General features: G+C 69.9%; 15 protein-coding genes. 9 read left to right on the forward strand and 6 right to left on the reverse strand.

Going from position 1 to position 20,923, the window contains the following annotated elements; translation table 11 throughout:
- The first annotated feature begins 48 nt into the window (after window positions 1-48).
- From ABT367_RS18265 to ABT367_RS18290, 6 genes are all read left to right on the forward strand, one after another.
- On the forward strand, window positions 49-966 hold the full coding sequence (locus ABT367_RS18265; protein WP_352254105.1) for an ABC transporter permease: 918 nt from the start codon (window positions 49-51) through the stop codon (window positions 964-966).
- A gap of 52 nt (window positions 967-1,018) precedes the next feature.
- On the forward strand, window positions 1,019-1,798 hold the full coding sequence (locus tag ABT367_RS18270) for an ABC transporter ATP-binding protein (protein WP_434975488.1): 780 nt from the start codon (window positions 1,019-1,021) through the stop codon (window positions 1,796-1,798).
- Window positions 1,799-1,917: 119 nt separating this feature from the next.
- Window positions 1,918-3,018 (forward strand): alpha/beta hydrolase, encoded by a 1,101-nt coding sequence (locus ABT367_RS18275; RefSeq protein ID WP_352254106.1) that lies wholly within the window; start codon window positions 1,918-1,920, stop codon window positions 3,016-3,018.
- A gap of 7 nt (window positions 3,019-3,025) precedes the next feature.
- On the forward strand, window positions 3,026-5,218 hold the full coding sequence (locus ABT367_RS18280; protein ID WP_352254127.1) for a bifunctional glycosyltransferase/CDP-glycerol:glycerophosphate glycerophosphotransferase: 2,193 nt from the start codon (window positions 3,026-3,028) through the stop codon (window positions 5,216-5,218).
- Window positions 5,218-6,858, forward strand: coding sequence for a glycosyltransferase family 2 protein (locus ABT367_RS18285; RefSeq protein WP_352254107.1), 1,641 nt, complete (start codon window positions 5,218-5,220; stop codon window positions 6,856-6,858). The genes ABT367_RS18280 and ABT367_RS18285 overlap by 1 nt, the downstream gene beginning before the upstream one ends.
- A 23-nt stretch (window positions 6,859-6,881) precedes the next feature.
- Window positions 6,882-7,958, forward strand: coding sequence for an acyltransferase family protein (locus tag ABT367_RS18290; protein ID WP_352254108.1), 1,077 nt, complete (start codon window positions 6,882-6,884; stop codon window positions 7,956-7,958).
- Between the two features lie 12 nt (window positions 7,959-7,970).
- On the opposite strand, the gene ABT367_RS18295 is transcribed toward ABT367_RS18290, so the two are convergent.
- From ABT367_RS18295 to ABT367_RS18310, 4 genes are all read right to left on the reverse strand, one after another.
- The gene (locus ABT367_RS18295; protein WP_352254109.1) at window positions 7,971-9,545 is read right to left on the reverse strand and encodes a hypothetical protein; all 1,575 of its coding nucleotides are present in this window, start codon (window positions 9,543-9,545) and stop codon (window positions 7,971-7,973) included.
- Complete coding sequence (locus ABT367_RS18300) at window positions 9,526-10,005, reverse strand: GtrA family protein (protein WP_352254110.1); 480 nt, start codon at window positions 10,003-10,005, stop codon at window positions 9,526-9,528. Before ABT367_RS18300 ends, ABT367_RS18295 begins: the two co-directional genes overlap by 20 nt.
- A 39-nt stretch (window positions 10,006-10,044) precedes the next feature.
- Window positions 10,045-10,839, reverse strand: a complete 795-nt coding sequence (locus ABT367_RS18305; RefSeq protein WP_352254111.1) for a polyprenol monophosphomannose synthase — start codon at window positions 10,837-10,839, stop codon at window positions 10,045-10,047.
- A gap of 260 nt (window positions 10,840-11,099) precedes the next feature.
- Window positions 11,100-16,052: an NAD-glutamate dehydrogenase gene (locus ABT367_RS18310; RefSeq protein WP_352254112.1), complete on the reverse strand. Its 4,953-nt coding sequence runs from the start codon at window positions 16,050-16,052 to the stop codon at window positions 11,100-11,102.
- 523 nt (window positions 16,053-16,575) lie between these two features.
- Between ABT367_RS18310 and ABT367_RS18315 the strand changes: the two genes are divergently transcribed.
- Window positions 16,576-17,142 (forward strand): DJ-1/PfpI family protein, encoded by a 567-nt coding sequence (locus tag ABT367_RS18315; RefSeq protein ID WP_352254113.1) that lies wholly within the window; start codon window positions 16,576-16,578, stop codon window positions 17,140-17,142.
- 23 nt (window positions 17,143-17,165) lie between these two features.
- On the opposite strand, the gene ABT367_RS18320 is transcribed toward ABT367_RS18315, so the two are convergent.
- The gene (locus ABT367_RS18320) at window positions 17,166-17,825 is read right to left on the reverse strand and encodes an HAD family hydrolase (RefSeq protein WP_352254114.1); all 660 of its coding nucleotides are present in this window, start codon (window positions 17,823-17,825) and stop codon (window positions 17,166-17,168) included.
- A gap of 370 nt (window positions 17,826-18,195) precedes the next feature.
- On the opposite strand from ABT367_RS18320, the gene ABT367_RS18325 reads away from it, so the two are divergent.
- Window positions 18,196-19,296 (forward strand): LLM class flavin-dependent oxidoreductase, encoded by a 1,101-nt coding sequence (locus ABT367_RS18325; RefSeq protein ID WP_352254115.1) that lies wholly within the window; start codon window positions 18,196-18,198, stop codon window positions 19,294-19,296.
- Window positions 19,293-19,961 carry a CE1759 family FMN reductase gene (locus ABT367_RS18330; protein WP_352254116.1) on the forward strand — a complete coding sequence of 223 codons (669 nt, stop codon included), beginning with the start codon at window positions 19,293-19,295 and terminating at the stop codon, window positions 19,959-19,961. The genes ABT367_RS18325 and ABT367_RS18330 overlap by 4 nt, the downstream gene beginning before the upstream one ends.
- A 191-nt stretch (window positions 19,962-20,152) precedes the next feature.
- Here ABT367_RS18330 and ABT367_RS18335 read toward each other — a convergent pair whose 3' ends face one another.
- Complete coding sequence (locus ABT367_RS18335; protein WP_352254117.1) at window positions 20,153-20,659, reverse strand: DUF6912 family protein; 507 nt, start codon at window positions 20,657-20,659, stop codon at window positions 20,153-20,155.
- Window positions 20,660-20,923 lie beyond the last annotated feature (264 nt).

The raw sequence follows: 20,923 nt of genomic DNA on the forward strand, positions 1-20,923 counted from the left end.
ACGAAGCGACGATACGGGTCCGTCCCGACGTAAAAGCGAGGTAAGTCAGTGAGTCAAGTGCTCGAGGCGCCGCCGGAACACCCGGCACCGACCCCGGCCCCGTCCGCGCAGGAGCTCGCCGCGCGGTACGGGCTCGCCGTGAGCAACGCCCGTCCCTCACTGGGCCGTTACGCCGGCCAGCTGTGGCAGCGACGGCACTTCATCACCGCGTTCGCCACGGCCAAGCTGACGACGCAGTACAGCCAGGCGAAGCTCGGCCAGCTGTGGCAGGTGATGACCCCGCTGCTCAACGCGGCGGTCTACTACCTCATCTTCGGCGTCCTGATGAACGTCAAGCGCGGCGTACCGGACTACATCCCGTTCCTGGTCACCGGCGTCTTCGTGTTCACCTTCACGCAGTCGTCGATCATGGCGGGCACCCGGGCCATCGCCGGCAATCTGGGGCTCGTACGGGCGCTGCACTTCCCGCGGGCCGCACTGCCGATCTCGTTCTGTCTGCAGCAGCTCCAGCAGTTGCTCTTCTCGATGATCGCCCTGGTCGCGATCGTCCTCGGCTTCGGGCTGCCGCTCACACCCAGGTGGCTGCTCGTGATCCCGGCCCTCGTGCTGCAGTTCGCCTTCAACGCGGGCCTCGCGATGATCGTGGCGCGGCTGTGCGCCAAGACCCCCGACATCGGCCAGCTGATGCCGTTCGTGCTGCGCACCTGGATGTACATGTCCGGCGTGATGTTCTCGCTGCAACAGGTCACCAAGGGCAAGAGCGTCCCGCACGCGGTCCACTTCGCGCTCGAGCACAACCCGGCCGCCGTCTTCATCGACCTGATCCGGTACGCCCTGATCGACAGCTTCCACAGCAACCAGCTCCCGCACCACGTCTGGGCCTGGGCCCTGGGCTGGGCCCTGCTCGTGGGCGTCGGCGGGTTCATCTACTTCTGGAAGGCAGAGGAGACCTACGGCCGTGGCTGACACTCTGATCACCCCCCTGGTGAACCCGAACCCGCTCGCCGAGCCCTCCCCCGTGCCCGCCCAGCGGACCGGGGAGCGCGTCCCGACCGTGATCGTCGACGGCGTCGACATCGTCTACCGGGTCATCGGCTCGGGCGCGGGACGCGGCAGCGCCACCTCCGCCCTGAGCCGGATCGTCGGCCGCGGCAAGCGCCCCGGCGTGCGCGAGGTGCACGCGGTCAAGCGCGTCTCCTTCACCGCGTACCGCGGCGAGGCCATCGGCCTGATCGGCACCAACGGGTCCGGGAAGTCGACTCTCCTGCGCGCCGTCGCCGGACTGCTTCCCTGCGAGAGCGGCCGGATCTACACGGACGGCCAGCCCTCCCTGATGGGCGTGAACGCCGCCCTGATGGACGATCTGACCGGCGAGCGCAATGTGACCCTCGGCTGCCTGGCCATGGGGATGTCCCGCGAGCAGGTACGGGAGCGCTATGACGAGATCGTCGAGTTCTCGGGCGTGAACGAGAAGGGCGACTTCATCTCGCTGCCGATGCGCACGTACTCCTCGGGCATGAAGGCCCGGCTCCGCTTCTCGATCGGCGCGGCAAAGGACCACGACGTCCTGCTGATCGACGAGGCCCTCGCGACCGGCGACCGCCGCTTCCAGAAGCGTTCCGAGGACCGGATCCGGGAGCTGCGCACCAAGGCCGGCACGGTCTTCCTGGTCAGCCACAGCAACAAGTCCATCCGCGACACCTGCGACCGCGTCCTGTGGCTGGAGAAGGGCGAGCTCCTGATGGACGGGCCCACCGAGGAGGTCCTCGAGGAGTACGAGCGGTTCACCGGCAAGTGAGCGTCCGGCGGATCCACGGGCCCGTGACCGGCGTCACCCACGACTCGTAGAACCCAAATAGGACAATTAGCCTCTTCTTGTCGGGGGCAGCCCCTCGCCCCCAGCAAGGAACGCACCCGATGGGACTCACCAGCAAGAAGCTGCTGCTGCTCGCGGTCCTCGTGGCGATCGCGCTCTTCGCGCTCACCATGTGGCTCTGGCCGCGCCTGGCCAAAAGCAGTGTCCGGGCCCTGCTCGGCCGCTTCCTGCTGCTCGTCTGCACCCAGATCGCGGTGCTGTCCGTGGTGCTGCTCTATGTGAACGACAAGTTCGAGTTCTACGCCTCGTGGGACGACCTCTTCGGTACCGAGCAGGGCGAAGGCGTGGTCCAGGAGGTAGGCCCCGGCGGCAAGCTCGTGGCCCTCCAGTCGGACCAGGCGCTGAGCGGCGGCGGCCGCCTCGAGTCCGTGAAGATCACCGGCACGAGCTCGAAGATCGCCGCGGACGCCAAGGTCTATCTGCCCCCGCAGTACTTCCAGAAGGGCAACAAGGACAAGAAGTTCCCGGCCATCCTCGCCATCACCGGCTACCCGGGCACGGTCGACGGGATGATCAACGAGCTGGGCTTCGTGGACACCGCCCGCGACAAGGCCCGTACGGGCAAGATGCCGCCCGCGGTGATGATCTTCATCCGGTCGGCGGTGACCCCGCCACGGGACACCGAATGCGTGGATGTCCCGGGCGGCCCCAAGGTCCTGACGTATTTCGCGAAGGACCTGCCGAAGGCGATCACCCAGCACTACCGGGTGGGCACGGGCACGAAGCAGTGGGGCGTGACGGGCTACTCGACCGGGGGCTACTGCGCGCTGAAGCTCCCCATGACGTACCCGGAGAGCTTCACCGCGGGCGCCGCGCTCTCCCCGTACTTCGCGGCGAAGACCGACGACACCACGGGCGATCTCTTCCACGGCGACAGGAAGCTGGAGCAGGAGAACGACCTGATGTGGCGGATGGAGAAGCTGCCGCAGCCGCCCGTCTCGCTGCTCGTGACCAGCAGCGCCCGGGGCGAATACGACTACCACCACACCCTCGACTTCCTGTCGAAGCTCAAGGAGGGGCGCATGCGGATGGCGCGCATGATCCTGGACGAGGGCGGCCACAACTTCAACACCTGGAAGCGCGAGGTGCCGGCCGCCCTCGTCTGGCTCGGCGGCAAACTCGACAAGCCCGCGAAGGCGTGAGGACGACCTGGTGAAGCTCAGTGTGATCGTGACCGGGCCCGATGTGCAGGGCCATCTGCGGGAGTGCCTGGACAGCGCGGCCGGCCAGTCGGGCGCCGAGTCCGAGCTGCTCGTCGTGCCCGCCGACGAGGCGGCCCGGGACCAGTGCGACGGGTATGCCGCGCGCGTCCTGCCCGTGGAGCCCTCCGCCGCGGCGGCCCGGCACGCGGGCGCGGCCGCGGCGAGCGGTGAGTGGCTGCTGTTCCTGGACAGCAAGGACCTGCTGCTCCCGGACGCCGTCCGCACCCTCGTCGAGCACGCCGACACCCCGGCTGACGTACTGCTCTTCGACCATGTCCGCGCCTACTGGTGGGACCCCGCACGCCCCAGCACCGACACCAAGCTCCTGGCCGCGGCAGGCCACGAGGCACGGGCGCTCTCCGCCGCACCCGCGCTGCTCGATGTCACCCCGCTGCTCGGCAACCGCGCGCTTCGTGCCGGGTTCTTCCGCGAGCGCCTCGACAGCGGTCTGCTCGACGATCCGGCACCGGCCGGTGAACTCGCCACCGCCTACGCCTCGTTGCTGCTCGCCGAGCGCATCGCCTGCCTCGACACCGCACTGCTCGCCGAGCGCCGGCTGCGCCGCGCGAGCCTGCCGCCCCTCACCGCCGAGCAGCACTACGCGCTCTTCGACGAGTACGACGAGATCTGGGCGCTCGCCGAGAACGCCCCCGCGTCCGTACGCGGGGTGCTGTACGACCGGATGACGGCCGACTATCTGCGGATCATCGCCCGGCCGGGACTGCTGCCCGAGGAGCTGGCCCCCGAGTACTTCCGCCGCGCCTCCGAGCACGCCGTCCACTACCGTCCCGAGGGGCACGCAGCCCCCGACGGGCTGGCCGGGGTGCGGCAGAACCTGCTGGTCAAGGGCCAGTTCGCCGCGTATCGCACCCTGCAGAAGGCCAATCGCAAGCAGCGCGATCTGACGGCGACGCTGCAGAAGAGGAAGCGCAAGCTCGGCGCGAACGTGCGCCGCCGCCGCTACGACAAGGCGCGCAGCCGGCCGGTCGACCGGGAGCTCGCGCTGTTCTCCGCTTACTGGGACCGGGGCGTGGCCTGCAACCCGGGCGCGATCGCCGCGAAGCTCGCCGAACTCGCCCCGGAGATCCACCCGGTGTGGGTGGTGAGCGCGGACAAGGTGCCGCTGCTGCCGCCGGGCACGGACCATGTGGTGCCGGGCAGTAAGTCCTACCTCGACGTCCTGGGCCGCGCGGGCTTCCTGGTGAACAACGTCAACTTCCCCAACATGCTGGTCAAACGCCCCGAGCAGACCTACATCCAGACCCATCACGGCACCCCGCTCAAGCGCATGGGCCTGGACCAGATGGACTTCCCGGCGGCTTCGAAGGGCCTCAACTTCCGTGCGCTGCTCGCCCGCGTGGACCGCTGGGACTACAGCCTCTCGGCCAACAGCCACTCCACCCGGATGTGGGCGCACGCCTACCCCTCGCACTACACCCCGCTCGACTACGGCTATCCGCGCAACGACGTGTTCTACCGGGCGGACGCCGCCGACGTACGGGCCGTACGCGCGAAGCTCGGCATCGCCCCCGGCAAGCGGGCCCTGCTGTACGCGCCGACGCACCGCGACTACGAGGCCGGCTGGACCCCGCGCCTCGACCTCGCCGCGCTCGCCGAGTCGCTCGGCGAGGACACCGTGCTCCTGGTCCGCGGACACTACTTCTACGGCGGCAGCGCCTCGCCGCTCGCCCGGCTGCGCGGCACGGGCCGGGTCATCGACGTCTCCGCGTACGACCCCGTCGAGGACGTCTGCCTCGCGGCGGATGCGCTGATCGCGGACTACTCCTCGATCCAGTTCGACTACGCCAACCTCGACCGGCCGATCGTGATCTACGCCGACGACTGGGAGATGTACTCCCGCACCCGCGGCGTCTACTTCGATCTGCTCGCCGAACCGCCGGGCCAAGTGGCGCGCACCCAGGACGAGTTGACGGAGATCCTGCGCGGTGACGCCTGGCGCGACAGCGGCTCCGCCAAGCTGCGGGCCGCGTTCCGGCAGCGCTTTTGCGAGTTCGACGACGGGGCGGCCGCCGAGCGCGTGGTGCGCCGGGTCTTCCTCGGCGAACGGCCCGAGGCCCTGCCGAAGATCATTCCCGTCGAGGACCGTACGCCCGCACCGAGCCCACAAGAGGCGGCCTGATGAGCACCAAGCCGGATGTGACGGTCACCGTGATCGTCTACAACGACGCCGACCGGCTGCCCCGCGCGGTGGCCTCACTGCGCGAGCAGACGCACGCGAACATCGAGATCATCATCAGCGACGACTGCTCCACCGACCACACCCCCGAGGTGGCACGGCAGTTGGAGGCCGAGGACCGCCGGGTGCGCTATCTGCGCCTCCCGGTCAACAGCGGCGGGTGCAGCGCACCGCGCAACCGGGCCATGGAGATCGCGCGCGCCCCGTATCTGATGTTCCTCGACAGCGATGACGAACTGCCGCCGCGCGCCGTCGAGTTGCTGCTCGAGGCCCACCGCGAGCGGGAGATCGACTTCGCGATGGGGCAGGTGGAGCGGGTCCGCGTCGACACCGGCAGGCGCACCCTGTGGATGCCGGACCTGGTCGCCGAACGCCGTACGGTCGAGGGCATCGACGCCGAACCGCGGCTGCTCTTCGAGCACCTGTCGACGTCGAAGATGTACACCAAGGACTTCCTCGACCGGCACCAGCTGCGCTTCCCGGAGGGCATCCACTACGAGGACCAGCTGTTCTCGGCGCAGGCGTACTGCCTGGCCAAGGCCTTCACGATCGTCCCGGAGCCGGTCTACCGCTGGTACATCGAGCCGTTCGCGGCCGCCGGCGCCGCGTCCATCTCCAACCAGCGCCACAAGATCAGCAACGTACGGGACCGTATCCACGTCCAGACCCTGATCGACGAGTTCCTCGTCTCCAGCGGGCATGCCGGGCTGCGCGAGGACAAGGACTACAAGTTCCTCAAGCACGACTTCCGGATGTACGCGGGTGACCTGCCGTTCCGCGACGAGGACTGGATCCGTTCGTTCGCGGGCGCCGTCGTCCCGTATCTGGAGTCCGTCTCCCCCGCCGCGCTGGCCCGGCTGCCGCGCGCCGAGCGCGTGGTGATCCAGCTGCTGCGCGACGGGCGCCTGACCGATGCGCAGATCGCCGCGCGCGGCATGGGCCACGGCGTGGCACCGCGCGAGACGGTCACCGACGGGACCGGGCGGGTGTACTGGGGTGCGCGCATCCCCGTCACCGAGCAGACCAAGGGTGAACTCGACCTCAGCGACGAGGAGTTGTCGACCCGGCCGTTCACCACCGCGCACTTCCGCCATGAGATCACCTCGGTCACGGCGGGCGCTCCGGGCACGCTCGACCTGACGGTCCGCACCTACGACCCGGGCCGCCAGCTGGCCGTCGGCCCGCATGTGGCAGCCGTGCACATCGCGCCCGGCGGCCGGCGCCACACCGAGCGCTTCCGCCTCGACGTGGTGAGCCCCGGCGTCTACGAAGGTTCCGTACGCCTTGATCTGTCCGCGGCCGAACTGCCGCTTCAGGGCTTCTCGGGCGTCCGCCACCCGATCCTCGAGCTGGAGCAGGACCGGCAGCGCAATACGGGACTGCTGCTCGCGCCACTGGAGTTCACGCCGCTGACGACGGTGCTGCGGTCCCGGTTCGGGGTGCCGCATCGTGTGACGGTGGAGCCGGAGGGCCGTAACTCCGGGCGGCTTCAGGTGCGTTGGGCGCCGGTTGGCGCGGTGGTCAAGGCGCTGCGGCCGGTGAAGCGGCGGGCGGGCGCGCTGCGCAAGCTGGCGCTGCGCTAGGCGCGCGTTCCGGAGAAATCACTGTGTCTGTACTCACTGCCCCCTCCCTGTCCACGCGCGCGCCCGAAACGCCCCGCAAGGGCGGCCGGCTCCGCGTGCTCGACGGCCTGCGGCTGCTCGCGGCGCTGCTCGTCGTGCTCTTCCACTACACCCGCCTGGGCGGCTGGCCCGACGCCGAGCGGACCTTTCCCGTACTCGGCGCCATCGCCCCGTATGCCTGGCTCGGTGTCGAACTCTTCTTCCTCATCAGCGGGTTCGTCATCTGCATGTCCGCCTGGGGCAAACCGCTGACGGCCTTCGTACGCAGCCGGGTCGTGCGGCTGTTTCCCGCGTACTGGTTCTGTGTGCTCGCCACCGGAGCCTTCCTGCTGCTGCCGGGGCTGCCCGTCGAGGGCGACCGGCCGACGGTCAGCCAGATCCTCAGCAACCTGACGATGGCGCAGAGTTCGCTGGGCGTCGACGATGTGGACCACTCGTACTGGACGCTCTGGTCCGAGCTGCGCTTCTATCTGCTCTTCGCGCTGGTGGCCTGGTTCGGCGTGACCCGCAAGCGGGTCGTCGCCTTCTGCTGGCTGTGGACCCTGGCCGCGGTGCTCGCGCCGGCGGCCGGTCTCCCCGTGTTCTCCCTGCTCGCCAACCCGCTGTACGCGCCCCTGTTCATCTCGGGCATCGCCTTCTATCTGATCCGCCGGGACGGCCCGCGCCAGGGCTCGCCCTGGGCGCTGCTCGGGGTGAACTGGCTGCTCGCGCAGCACAGCATGATCGAGGTGGCCAAGGTCTACAGCACGGACACGCACCGTATGTCGTGGACAGTGTGCGTGGCCGTGGTGACGGCGTTCTATGTGCTGATGGCGGCGGTGGCGCTGGGGTATCTCGACCGGGTCGACTGGCGCTGGCTGACGACGGGCGGGGCCATCTCGTACCCGCTGTACCTGATCCACCAGGCGATCGGTGTGCACCTCATCCACCTGTGGCGCGAGCACTTCCCGCCGTGGACACTGCTGCTCACCACCGTCGCCCTGATGGTGGCGGTGGCCTGGCTGATCCACCGCTACGTCGAACGGCCGGGCGGGGCGCTGCTGCGGCGGGCGTTCGGCTGACCGGGCTGGTGCTCAGTCCACGACCCGGTACAGCACCTGCCCGTTCGGCCCTACGGCCACCTGTTCCAGCGCCGGGTCCGACGCCGGCAGACCACCATCGCTGCGCCACTGGAGCACCCACCGCGCCCCGTAGCGGTGCAGCGCGTCGAGGCGTTGCGCGCGGGAGGCGTCCGGCGCGAAGTACTCGGCCACCGTGGCCAGACGCTGCTCCTGGTCCGGCAGGAAGAAGTCCGGGTAGCCGGGCGCGACCGTATAGGGCCCGTACGCCGGGAGTTGGCGCGCCGCCCGCCCCTTGACCATCACCGTGTCCCCGTACGGCACATGGCGGGTGATCCACGCGTATCCGGCCCACGGCTGTCTGGTCTTCTCGCGCACGGCCGGCGGCAGGGCGTCCTGGCGTACGACATAGCCCAGCACGCCCGACTGGGTCCACGCGCCCGCGACCAGCGCCGCTCCCACCACGGCGGCGAACGCGTTGCGCACGAGCCGGGTGCCGCCCGTCACCATGGCGAGCGCGGCGGCCAGTTGGGCCGGAATCAGTACGGCGGGCAGCGCCCTGCCCCAGGAGTAGTGGCCGGTGAGACCGCCGGCCGTCACCATCAGCAGGCCGAGCGCGAAGAAGACCACCAGCGGATCGCGGCGGTCGCGCCGCAGGCGCAGGACCAGGGCCACCACACCGATCAGCGCGAACCCGAAGTGCGGCAGCAGATCGCTGTACAGCGGACGGTGGATCTCCTCGAGGCCGCCCACGCCGAGCAGCCCGAAGAACGAGTAGTACGGCCACCCGGCGAGCAGCACGAACCCGGCCGCCATGCCCGCCCCGAGCCTCAGCCAGGCACCGCGCTCGGGCCAGGGCCGCGCGCCGGTGAGCACACCGAGCGCCCCGAAGGTCGCGACCACCCCGGTGAACTGGTGGCTGAGCATGATCACGGCCCACAGCAGACCGAGTGCGACACAGACCGGCCAACTCGCCGAGGAGCGCACGGCCTTGGTGAGCAGGGCCCAGAAGTGGAAGGACAGGCCGAGCGCGAAGGTGCTCGGGTAGGCGACGGTGAGCGCGAGCGAGTTCAGTCCGAGGAAGCCGCTCCATTCGAAGACGGCGGGACCCCACAGGAGCAGTACGCAGAGGACGGCGAGCGCGGGCGCGGAGCGGCGCCGTGTGAAGGTCCGGATGAAATGCGGGATGCCGGTCAGCAGCAGGGCGAGCGAGACCAGAGCGGCGATCCGCAGGACGGTGAACGTACCGAGTCCGGTGAGCTTCGCGAGGATGCCGAGCAGCAGCATCCACGGCGAGTAGTACGGGCTGTCACCGGCGGCGTCGACCATCGGGTTGCCCGGCGACAGCAGATCCGTGCGCAGCCGCTCGATCGTCGCCGCATGGACACCGAGGTCGCCCACCCACGGCAGCCGTACCACCACGAGCAGCAGCAGGGCCCCGATGAGGAGCACCGCCCCACGTGCCACCGCCCGCGGCGCGGCCGAATCGGCGGCGGGCGCGAGCGGAGGGGACGCTGCGGGACGGTGCGGATCCGGCGCGCCGGGCTGTTCGGCCGCGGCGCGCGTCACCTCACCCCCGCTGCGCGTCATGCTGGAAGACCCAGGTCCGGTACACCAGGAAGCGGAACGCGGACGCCAGCACGATCGAACCGGCCTTGGCGATGTTCGAGCCGAGGGGTCCGTCCATCGCCATGCCGTGGTACGCCACGTAGAACAGGCCGCTCTCGACCGCGACCCCGATCCCGCTGAACACGAAGAACAGCAGGATCTGCTGCTTGGTGCGCTTGTCGCGGTCCCGGTAGGCGAAGAAGCGGAAGCCGAGGTAGTTGGTGCCCATGGCGATACAGCTCGCGAGCACCGTGGCCGTCATCGCGCCCCAACCGAGGCCGTGCAGCAGCAGGTTGAAGACGACGAAGTTGACGCCGACACCGCTGCCGCCGACGATCGCGAACTTCGCCAGCTCCTTGCCGTAGCGGACCATACGGCGCGCGCGAGGGCGCGGCGCCGCCTCCGGCAGCGCCACGGTGGGGGTGTCCTGCAATGTGGTCATCGTGGGATGCTCACCAACTCGTCTCTGCGCGGCGGGTGTTCAGCGCCGGCCCCGGGCGGCGGCACGCAGCTTCCACGGCATCGCCATGGACTCCAGCTGCACCGCGAAGTTCATCTTCGACTCGCCGACCGTGCGGTCCTCGAAGTGGATCGGCACCTCCATGACGCCGAAGCCGCGGCGCAGCGCCGCGTACTTCATCTCGACCTGGAAGCTGTAGCCCGCGCTGCCGACCGACGCGAGGTCGATCGCGCGCAGGGTGTCCGCACGCCAGAGGTTGAAGCCGCCGGTGATGTCGCGGACGCGGGTGCCGAGGATCGCGCTCGCATAGGTGTTGGCCCAGCGCGAGAGCAGCTTGCGGTGCGCACCCCAGGTGTCCGAGAGCGAGCCGCCCGGCACGTAGCGGCTGCCGACCACGACACCGGCGCCGGTGGACAGCGCGACGCCGAGCAGCTCGGCGATCTTCCCGGCGGGGTGGCTGCCGTCGGCGTCCATCTGCAGCACGTATGCGGCGCCGTTCTCGACGGCACGAGTCATGCCCGCCGCGTAGGCGCGGCCGAGGCCGTCCTTCTCGGTGCGGTGCAGCACGCGCATCCGGGTACGGCCGGTGTTGTAGCGCTCGGCCAGGGACTCGGCCAGGTCGCCGGTGCCGTCGGGGCTGGAGTCGTCCACGACGAGCAGGCTCAAGCCCGGCAGCTCCTCGCCGAGCGCCATCAGCGTCTCGGTCATCCGCGGCAGGTTGCCCGCTTCGTTGTACGTGGGCATGACGACGGTCAGCGCGGTGTCCGCCCAGGCCGCAGGCAGGGGCGTCGGTGACTCAAGGGTCTTCGTCAGCATCTGAGGTCCTCGGTGCGCGTACACAATCGCACCCACCTTAACCCAAATGCCCGATTTAACAGCATAAAGACCGTGTAGGGGCGTCAGCTCCATGGCACCCGGCGCCGGAAACCCAGGGACCTCGGCGCCGGAAACCCAGGGACCTCGGCGCCGGAAACCCACGGACCTCAGCACCGGAAACCCACGGCCATCCCCGCAAAAAGGGCCGAGCACCTCGGAGCGGTCGGCTCCGAGGTGCTCGGTCAGGAGGCGTTATCCCGTTACGAGTGCGTGCGCAACAGCGTCCGCATCGTGCGCATCGCCACCGACAGATTCGCCAGGTCGAACGAGTCCGAGCCCTGGATCTCGTCCAGGGTCGTCTTCGCACGGCCCAGGATCGCGGCGTTCTTCTCCTGCCAGGACTTGAACCGCTGCTCCGGCGTCGAGCTGCCGTTGCCCACGGACAGGACGTCCGAGGTGAGCGCCGCGTGCGCCGCGTACAGGTCCTCGCGGATCGCCGCGCGGGCCATGGACGACCAGCGGTCCGCACGGGGCAGGGCGCTGATCCGGTCCATCAGCTGCGTGATGGTGAGCCGGTCCCCGAGGTCGTAGTAGACCTCGGCGACGGCCATCGGGTCCTTGCCCACACGGTCGGCGATCAGCACGATGTCGAGCGTCGGGAACGCCGAGGAGAACCCGGCCACGCGCTGCGCCAGCTCCTCCGGGACGGCGGCCGCGGTCAGCTCCTCGAAGATCTGCTGGTACCACTCGAGGTCCGCGCCGCGAAGCAGCTTCGGCAGCTCGGCCCACACCTGGTGGACGCCCTCGCTGAAGAAGCCGATGGTCTCGGCCAGCTCGAGCGGCTGCGGGCGGTTGTTGAGCAGCCAGCGGGTGCCGCGCTCCACGAGCCGGCGCGAGTGCAGCCGGATCCGGGTCTGGACGTCGGCGGCGACCACGTTGTCCAGGGCCTCGACCGCGTCCCACACCTCGGAGAGCCCGAAGATCTCACGGGCCGCGGTGTGCGCCCGTACGACCTCTTCGAGCGAGGCGCCGGTCTCCTCACGCATCCGGTGCAGGAAGCTGGTGCCGCCCGCGTTGACCGTGTCGTTCACCAGGACCGTCGTGACGATCTCGCGGCGCAGCGCGTGCGCCTCGATCTGCTCGGTGAACTTGCTCCGCAACGCCGTCGGGAAGTAGGCGTGCAGCAGGCTCTGCAGATACGGGTCGTCGGGGAGCCCGGTGGAGATCAGCTCCTCGGCGACGGTGATCTTCGTGTACGCGAGGAGCACCGCCGTCTCCGGCTGGGTCAGACCCAGGTCGTTGCCGAGGCGCTCGCGGATCTGCCGGTCGGTCGGCAGGAACTCGATGGCCCGGTCGAGCCGGCCCTCGCGCACCAGCGTGCGCATGAAGCGCTGCTGGGCGTGGAGCATGGACGAGGACTGCGCGAGGGCGTTGGCCAGGGCGGTGTTCTGCGCGTAGTTGTTGCGCAGCACCAACTGGCCGACCTCGTCGGTCATTTCGGCGAGCAGCTTGTTGCGCTGCTTGACCGTCATGTCGCCGTCGGAGACGACCGCGTTCAGCAGGATCTTGATGTTCACCTCGTGGTCCGAGGTGTCCACGCCCGCGCTGTTGTCGATCGCGTCGGTGTTGACGCGGCCGCCGTGCTGCGCGAACTCGATGCGGCCGAGCTGGGTCAGGCCCAGGTTGCCGCCCTCGCCGACGACCTTGACGCGCAGGTCCGCGCCGTCGACACGGATCGCGTCGTTGGCCTTGTCGCCGACGTCCGTGTGCGATTCGGCGGACGACTTCACGTACGTGCCGATGCCGCCGTTCCACAGCAGGTCGACCGGCGACTTGAGGATCGTCTGCATCAGCTCGGCCGGGGTCATCTTCGCGATCCCGGACTCGATGCCGAGCGCCTCGCGGATGTGCGCGTTGAGCTGGATCGCCTTGGCCGTACGGGGGAAGATCCCGCCGCCCGCGGAGAGCAGCTCGGTGTTGTAGTCGGCCCAGGAACTGCGGGGCAGCTCGAACAGACGACGGCGCTCGGCGTAGGAGACGGCCGCGTCCGGGTTCGGGTCGATGAAGATATGCCGGTGGTCGAAGGCGGCGACCAGGCGGATGTGCTCGGAGAGCAGCATCCCGTTGCCGAACACGTCACCGCTCATGTCGCCGACGCCGACGACCGTGAAGTCCTCGGACTGGGTGTCGACACCGAGCTCGCGGAAGTGCCGCTTCACGGACTCCCAGGCGCCGCGGGCGGTGATGCCCATGCCCTTGTGGTCGTAGCCCGCGCTGCCGCCGGAGGCGAAGGCGTCGCCGAGCCAGAAGTTGTACGACTCGGCGACCTGGTTGGCGATGTCCGAGAACGTCGCCGTGCCCTTGTCGGCCGCGACCACGAGATACGTGTCGTCCTCGTCGTGCCGTACGACATCGGCGGGCGGCACGACCTCGCCGGCCACCATGTTGTCGGTGATGTCGAGCAGCGCCGAGATGAAGGTCTTGTAGCTGGCGACACCCTCGGCGAGCCACGCGTCGCGGTCCTTGGCGGGGTCGGGCAGCTGCTTGGCGACGAAGCCGCCCTTGGCGCCGACCGGCACGATGACGGTGTTCTTCACCATCTGCGCCTTGACCAGGCCGAGGATCTCCGTACGGAAGTCCTCACGCCGGTCGGACCAGCGCAGACCGCCGCGCGCGACCTTGCCGAAGCGCAGGTGCACGCCCTCGACGCGGGGCGAGTACACCCAGATCTCGTACGCGGGGCGGGGCGCCGGCAGGTCCGGGATGGCCTGCGGGTCGAACTTCATCGAGACGTAGGAGTGCGGCCTGCCGCCCGCGGCCTCCTGGAAGAAGTTTGTGCGCAGGGTCGCCTTGATGACCACGAGGAAGGACCGCAGGATCCGGTCCTCGTCGAGGGATGCGACCTGGTCGAGCGCGCCGTCGAGCTCTTCGAGGAGCCCGTCGGTCAGCTCGGTGCCGGCGCGCTGGCGGTCCGGGGACATCCGGGCCTCGAACAGCGAGACCAGCAGGCGCGTGGTGTGGACGTTGTTGCGGAGGGTGTCCTCCATGTAGTCCTGGCTGAACGTGGCGCCCGCCTGGCGCAGGTACTTGGCGTACGCGCGAAGCACCATCGCCTGCCGCCAGTTCAGACCGGCGCGCAGGACCAGGGAGTTGAAGCCGTCGTTCTCGGCCTCACCGGTCCACACGGCGGCGAAGGCCTGCTGGAAGCGCTCGCGGGCGTCGTCGGCGAGGTAGTCGCCGTTGCCGTTCGACTTCGGCATGCGCAGACCGAAGTCGTAGATCCAGGCGTCGTTGCTGCGGTCGCTGCAGCGCAGTTCGTACGGACGCTCGTCGACGACCTCGCAGCCGAGCCGCTGCAGCACGGGCAGGACCGCGGAGAGCGAGACCTGCTCGCCGGAGCGGTAGATCTTGAAGCGGCGCTCGCCGGGCCCTGCGCCCACGGGCTCGTAGAGCGAGAGCGCGAAGTCCTGCTCGCTCTTGCCGAGGGCCTCCAGGTGCACGAGGTCGGCGACCGCGGAGCGCGGCGAGTGGTCGGCCTTGTAGCCCTCGGGGAAAGCGCCCGAGTACTTGCGGAGCAGCTCGGCCGCGCGCTCCTCGCCGCACTCGGCGTTGAGCGCCTCGGCGAAGCCGTCGGCCCAGGAGCGGGCGGCCTCGACGAGCCGCGCCTCGATCCGCTCCTTGTCCGCGTCGGAGAGCTCCGGCAGCTCGGTGCCCGGCGCGACCCGGACGACGAAGTGCAGCCGGGACAGGATCGACTCGGTGTTCCAGGCGGTGAAGTCGACGCTGGCGCCGCCCAGTTCCTCCTTGAGGATGTCGATGATCCGCAGCCGCACACCGGTGGTGTAGCGGTCGCGCGGCAGGTAGACGAGGGCCGAGTAGTAGCGCCCGTACTCGTCCTTGCGCAGGTAGAGCCGCAGGCGCCGGCGCTCCTGGAGGTAGAGCACGCTGGTGGCGATCTCGCGCAGCTCGTCGACCGGCGTCTGGAAGAGCTCGTCGCGCGGATACGTCTCGAGGATCTGCATCAGGTCGCGGCCGTCGTGGCTGTTGGGCGAGAAGCCGGCGCCCTTGAGCACCTCCTCGACCTTGCGGCGGATCACCGGGACGCGGCGCACGGACTCGGTGTACGCGGCCGACGAGAACAGGCCGAGGAAGCGGCGCTCGCCGACGACGTTGCCCTCGGCGTCGAACTTCTTGACGCCCACGTAGTCGAGGTAGCTCGGTCGGTGCACGGTGGCGCGGCTGTTGGCCTTGGTGAGCACCAGGATCTTGTGCTCACGGGCCTTGGCGCGGGCGTCGGCGGGCAGCCGGTTGAACGACGGGCTGACCGGATGGGCCTCGTCGCCGCCGGAGTGCTGCGGGTCGGAGCGCAGGATGCCGAGGCCGGTGCCGGGCACGGCGGTGAGCGAGTCGTCGTCGGTGAGGTCGTACTCGCGGTAGCCGAGGAACGTGAAGTGGTCGGCGGCCAGCCAGCGGAGCAGCTCGCGGGCCTCCTCGATGTCCTGCTCGCGCAGGTCGTCGGCGGTGGGCTCGGAGGGCAGGTCCTCGGCGATGCGCAGCGCGGAGTCGCGCATCTTCTCCCAGTCCTCGACGGCCTCGCGGACGTCGGACAGGACGCGAAGGAGATCGTTGGTGATCTGCTTGAGGTCCGCGCGGTCGGTCTCGCGGTCGATCTCGACATGGATCCAGGACTCGACGAGCGTCTCGTGCCCGGCCTCCGCGGCCGCCTGCGCCGCGGTGTTGTCGGCGAGGACCTCGATCAGCTTGCCGGTGACATCACGGCGTACGACCACCTGGGGGTGGATCACGACATGGATGCCGCGGCCCTGGCGGGACAGCTCGTTGGTCACCGAGTCCACGAGGAACGGCATATCGTCCGTGACCACCTCGACCACGGAGTGGCTGGAGGTCCAGCCGTTCTCCTCGACGGTCGGGGTGTGCACCCGGACGTTCGCGGTGCCCTGCGGCCGGTTCTCGGCCAGGCGGTAGTGCGATAGCGCGGCACCGAAGACATCGACCGGGTCGCGGTCGGTCAGGTCCTCGGGCGCCGTGTGCAGGTAGTAGCGCTGGAGATACGTGAGAACGGTGTCGCCGTCCGGCTTGTCGTCCTCACGCGTGGCACCGGTCGGGAGCTGTCCCCCGACCGGGCTGTGCTCAGCGACTCGGGCGGCCCTTGCGAGCAGCTCGGCCTTGGCTTCGTCCAGCTTGGTCTGCATGTCCTCTGCTCCTGTCGCGCGCCGTTGCGTGACGTAGAAGGAATCGGTCGAACTCGGCGAACTCAGCAAACGCACTGAACTCACTGAACTCATGAAAATTACGGCACAACGTCGCGCCCGGGGTGGGGGTCGCTGTCGACGGTATGCCGCAATCGGAAGAGCGAGGGGCGTAATCGGCCAATGTCGCTGGCGCGCCCCGGAACGAGATCTCAACGGCCTCCCGCGCCCGGCGGTCGGCCGGGCGAAGGCAGGGGGCTCCGATGCCCCCGCGGCTTATCGCACTGATCACGCCCTACAGGCTATCGCTCTCTCCCCGGGGACCGGCATGTGCCGTATGGGCACAAAAGCTGGGGGTGAACTTTGACGTTCCGGACAGCGACGCGGGGTACGGAAGGGGCGTATCGGGCCGTTTCTGCGACGGCCCCTCTTGGCAAACGCCCGCCGCGGGGGCACGTTGACCGGGACGGCCCGGCCGTCCCACCGGGCGCCCGGGGTCCACATCTCATGGGGAGCGGGAGCGGCGATGTCAGCAAAAATCCTGATCGTGACGGGTGACGCGGCGGAATCCCTGGAGGTCCTCTACCCCTACCAGCGGCTGCGCGAAGAGGGCTACGACGTGCATATCGCGGCGCCGGCCCGCAAGAAGCTCCAGTTCGTGGTGCATGACTTCGAGCCGGGCTTCGACACGTACACGGAGAAGCCCGGCTACACCTGGCCTGCCGACCTGGCCTTCTCGGAGGTCGACCCCGGGCAGTACGTGGCGCTGGTGATCCCGGGCGGCCGCGCACCCGAGTACCTGCGCAACGACCCGGAACTCCGGAAGATCATCAAGACCTTCTTCGACACGGACAAGCCGGTGGCCCAGATCTGCCACGGCCCGCTGCTCACGGCGGCGATCGGCAGCCTGAGCGGGCGCCGCGTCACGGCGTATCCGGCCCTTGAGCTGGACATGCAGTCGGCCGGCGCGACCTTCCAGGACGCGGAGGCCGTGGTCGACGGCACGCTGGTGTCGGCGCGTGCCTGGCCGGATCACTCCCGCTGGATGCGCGAGTTCCTCACGGTGCTGCGGGCGAAGGCGCCGGTCACCTGACCGTCCGGCAGACCGGGGCGGGGCTACGCCACCAGGCGCTCCGCCTCGGCCACCGCGTCCGCCAGGGTGTCGACCACCGGCACCCCCGCCGCGGCCAGGCTGGCCCTGCTGTGCGACCCCCCGGTGTACAGCACGGCGAGGGCCCCCACGTGCGCCGCGGCCAGCGCGTCATCGACCGCGTCACCGATCACGACGGACCGCCCGGGATCGATCCCGGGCAGCGCCGCCAGATGGCGCGCCATCTGCAGCGCCTTGCCCTCGGTGGAGTCCCCCACGCGCCCGTCGACCCGCACGAACCGCTCCTCGATCCCGTGCGTACGGACGATCGGCAGCAGCCGCTCATGCGGCGCGAGCGAGCACATCGACTGGGTGAGCCCGGCCGACTGCCACTCGGCGAGGAGCCGGGACGCCCCCTCCGCGAGCCCCGCGGACTCGGCGAACGCCCAGTAGTGCCGGTGGAACGCCTCGTCCATGACGACCCACTCGTCGGCGGTCGGCAGCCGCCCCATCAGCCGCTCATAGAACTTGGGCACGGGCACGCAGTAAAGCTCCCGGTACCGCTCCAGCGTGATCGGCGCGAGCCCGATCTCGGCGAACGAGGCGTTGGTGGCCTGGATGACGGCGTCGATGTCGTGGAACAGCGTCCCGTTCCAGTCCCAGACGATGTGCGCTTGCTTCCCCATGCCTCGACGGTACCCACTCCCACCGACACCCTGGTCGGCAGGCCCTCAGGCGGTTTCGCTGCGTGGGTGCTGCGGCAATCAACCAGCCCCTGCGGCGCTTGAGCAGATCCGAACTTCGTTCGGATGCAGGGGTCCGGGGCGGAGCCCCGGTTTCGGGAAGGGGCGGGTAGGGGAAATCCCGCCCGCCGCAGGCGCCACCCGCACCCGGCAACGGGACCGCACCCCGGACCAAGCCCGACCGGACCGCACCGCACCGGACCAGGCCCACTGACACCCCCGCCCGCACGGGCAGAGCCCGGGAATAGCCGCACCCGCCGCACCGTTCGGCTGATATAGTTGAATCCTAAACAACCAGTGAAGGTGAGCAGCCATGCAGTTCGGGATCTTCACCGTCGGCGACGTCACGGTCGACCCGACCACCGGTCGCGCCCCCACGGAGCACGAGCGGATCAAGGCGATGCTCGCCATCGCACTCAAGGCGGAAGAGGTCGGCCTCGACGTCTTCGCGACCGGCGAGCACCACAACCCGCCGTTCGTCCCGTCCTCGCCCACGACGATGCTCGGCTACATCGCCGCCCGCACCGAGAACCTGATCCTCTCCACCTCCACCACACTGATCACCACCAACGACCCGGTGAAGATCGCCGAGGACTTCGCGATGCTCCAGCACATCGCGGACGGCCGCGTCGACGTGATGATGGGCCGCGGCAACACCGGCCCTGTCTATCCCTGGTTCGGCAAGGACATCCGCGACGGCATCGATCTCGCCGTCGAGAACTACGCCCTCCTGCGCCGGCTGTGGGACGAGGACGTGGTGACGTGGCAAGGCAAGTTCCGTACGCCCCTGCAGTCCTTCACCTCCACGCCCCGCCCGCTCGACGGCGTCGCGCCGTTCGTATGGCACGGCTCCATCCGCTCCCCGGAGATCGCCGAGCAGGCCGCGTACTACGGCGACGGCTTCTTCCACAACAACATCTTCTGGCCGGCGTCCCACACCAAGCAGATGGTGGAGCTGTACCGCCGGCGCTACGCCCACTACGGGCACGGCACCCCGGAGCAGGCGATCGTCGGCCTCGGCGGCCACGTGTTCATGCGCAAGAACTCCCAGGACGCCGTACGGGAGTTCCGCCCGTACTTCGACAACGCCCCGGTGTACGGACACGGCCCGTCCCTGGAGGAGTTCACCTCGCAGACCCCGCTGACCGTCGGCTCCCCGCAGGAGGTCATCGAGCGGACCCTGTCCTTCCGCGACTATGTCGGCGACTACCAGCGCCAGCTGTTCCTGATGGACCACGCGGGCCTGCCTCTGAAGACCGTCCTGGAGCAGCTCGACCTGCTCGGCGAGGAGGTCGTCCCCGTGCTGCGCAAGGAGTTCGCGAACCTCAAGCCGGCGAACGTCCCCGACGCACCCACCCACGCCGCCCGCGTGACCCGCGCGGCCGCCGAGAACAAGGAGGGCACGCACGCATGAAGCTCGTCGTCGTCTCGGCGGGGCTGAGCTCCCCGTCGTCCACCCGGCTGCTCGCCGACCGCCTCACGGCGGCGACCCGGGAGCACGTGGACGCCGAGGTCGAAGTGATCGAACTGCGCGACCTCGCCACAGAGATCGCCCAGCACTTCACCACCGGCTTCCCGCCCGCCCGGCTGGCCGCCGCGCTCGACGCGGTGGCGGCGGCCGACGGACTGATCGCGGTCACGCCCGTGTTCGCCGCGTCGTACAGCGGCCTGTTCAAGTCGTTCTTCGACGTCATCGACAAGGACGCGCTGACCGGCAAGCCGGTGCTCGCCGCCGCGACCGGCGGCACCGCCCGGCACTCGCTGGTCACCGAGCACGCGCTGCGTCCGCTCTTCACATACCTGCGCGCCCTCGTCCTGCCGACCGCCGTCTACGCGGCGTCCGAGGACTGGGGCGAGGAGGGGCTCGCGCAGCGGATCGCCCGCGCGGGCCGGGAGTTGGCGCGCTTCATGGCGCCCGCGGGGAACGGCGCCGTCCCCTCCGCCGCCCCGGACGTCGACACGGCCGCGGCGATCGCGCCCCGCTCGCTGCATGGTGCGATCACGTCGGTCGACTCGGCGGAGGGGTTCGAAGTCGTCCCCTTCGCGGAGCGGCTGGCGGCACTGCGCGTGGCGGACTAGCCGCCGGTACCGCGGTACGGACAGCCCGCTTGGCGAACCAGCCGTCCGTACCTCGTGGCTGACCAGCCGCTCGTACGGGGACGGGCGGAGCCCGACCGATCAGGTCGGAGCCCAACCGACCAGGCCGGAGCCCAACCGACCAGGCCGGAGCCCAACCGACCAGGCCGGAGCCCAACCGACCAGGTCGGCGCTCAGCCGATCAGGTTCGGGATCTCCTGCGTCGCGAACCACAGGAGCTCATGGTCCTCGGCGCCGTCCACGGTGAACTGGGCGTCGTCGTCGCCGAGATCCGCCGCCCCAAGCGCGGAAGCCGCGGCGGCGATGTCCGCCACCGCCTCGTCCGCGTCGACATGGACGGCCGCGGCCTTCGTGAGCGGTACGGCCTTGGCCAGGCGGACCTCGCCGAGCGCCCCGGGGTCGAGCCCGCGGTCGGGGTCCACGGCCGCGTCGGCGTCCGGTACGTCGACCGCCACGACGACCCGGCGCGGCACGGCCGTGGGATCCCCGGCGAGCAGCCGCAGGGAGGCCGCCGCGGCCCTGCTGAGCGCCGCGTACTCCAGCTCCTCGATGTCATCGGACACGTACCACTCCCGCAGCGCCGGCGTCACCGCGTACGCCGTCAGCGGTCCCGGTCCGAGCTCGGCCGCCTTGTGTGCCTGCACGAGACCGGCAAGTGTCAGGGGGACGTAGACACGCATGTATCCGCCGCTTTCGTCATCGGGATGGAGCTTCCACGTCACGTGGGAAGGCCTTCAGGATACGTGCGGGAGTCCCCTTTCGAGCTGCCGCCAGGACATCGCGAACCGTCAACCCGACGCCCACCGCGGGCCTCGCCCGGCCCGCCGCCCCGGGGCGCGGCCACCCTGATAGGTGAACTCTCCCGCCACCCTGGCCCACGCCCACCCGGCATTGCGGCCGCGCCCGCCCTGCCCGTACAAGAACCCCAAGAGCTACCGCCGGGT

Source organism: Streptomyces mesophilus, assembly GCF_040300965.1.
In the GTDB taxonomy this organism is placed as follows: Bacteria; Actinomycetota; Actinomycetes; order Streptomycetales; family Streptomycetaceae; genus Streptomyces; species Streptomyces mesophilus_A.